1 protein-coding gene is annotated in these 1309 nt (G+C 73.6%); it reads left to right on the top strand.

Going from position 1 to position 1309, the window contains the following annotated elements; translation table 11 throughout:
- Positions 1-1168: hypothetical protein (locus ACGF0D_RS44285; RefSeq protein WP_392926264.1), on the top strand; the 1168-nt coding region annotated here is incomplete at its 5' end.
- Between the last annotated feature and the right edge of the window lie 141 nt (positions 1169-1309).

A 1309-nucleotide genomic window follows, 5' to 3' on the forward strand; every position in this document is an offset into this window, starting at 1 on the left:
CCCGCTGGCCGTCGTCGCCGCCGTCGGTGTCGCCGCCTGCGGCCCGACCAACGGCGGGTCGTCCGTCGCCGCCTCCGCCCCCACCCCCTCGGCCACCTCCTCGGCCACCCCCGGCGCGGGCGCCGTCCCGACCACCCCCGCCCCGGCCGCGCCCACCACCGCCGCGCCGGCCGCCACGCCCGCCGCCGAGGCCCCGGCGGCGGAGGCCCCCGCCGCCGAGCCCGCCAAGCCCGCCGCGAAGGCCCCGGCCAAGCCGGCCACGAAGGCCCCGGCCAAGCCCGCCGCCGCCAAGCCCGCGGCGCCGAAGCCCGCCGCCCAGTCCGGCGGAAGCGGCATCGGGATCACCTTCAGCGGCCTGAGCGAGGGCGCGCAGATCGAGCTGAACGACCTGGTGACCTTCTCCGTCACCTGGAAGAACAACGACGCCACCGGCACCCGCGGCGTGGCCCCGGTGGTGGTGACCCAGCAGTACGAGGGCGCCCCCTGCGCGCGGGTGTTGGACCTCGCGGACGGCACCCTGGAGCGCAAGGACGCCTCGGGCTGGAAGCAGCTGGACCACCTCAGCCAGGGCACCGGGATGGACTACGTGGTCAACCAGAACGACGGGGCCTTCACGCTCGCCGCCGGCGAGAGCCGGACCATCGAGTACCGGATGCGGCTGTCCATGGCCAACCGCCCGGGCCGGCTCGGGATCGAGGCGGACGCCCCTGTGCCGAACTCCACGCACTACCAGGGCATCGCGAAGGCCGTGCTGAACGCCTCGGTCGTCGACCACCTCAGCCCGGAGGTGACCGGCGTGTCGCAGACGGGCCTCAAGGTCGGGACGACCCCCGTCGAGTTCGGCTTCGAGGCCAACGCCCCGGGGGGCACCGCGAACCTGCACCCCGTGGTGGGCGTGTCGAGCGCCAAGTGGCTGGCGGCGGGCGACTTCACGCTGGAGGCGAGGGTCGGTGCTGACTGGAAGCCGGTCGAGGTGCAGGAGGAGTGCGACGGTCTGACCGCGGTCCTCCCGACCGGGATGGAGAGCAACAGGTGGGGTGACACGGTCGAGTACACCTTCCGGATCGCCATGAAGGAGACCCCGAAGTACCCCGTGGAGGTCCAGGTGGGTGCCCGGTCGAACGGCCACCAGTCCGCCTACTGGCAGGTCTTCGGCGACCGGGCCTGACAGCCGGCCCGCACCTGAAGCCGAAGGGCCCGGCCGCCCACTGCTCGCTTGGGTTCTAGGAGTCGTTGCAACACCCCAGTTCAGGGGATGCATTGGACTTCGAGATCCGCAAGGACCGGACGGCCCAGGGGCCTGTGAAGC

This window comes from Kitasatospora sp. NPDC048298, from assembly GCF_043201465.1.
Taxonomy (GTDB): domain Bacteria; phylum Actinomycetota; class Actinomycetes; order Streptomycetales; family Streptomycetaceae; genus Kitasatospora.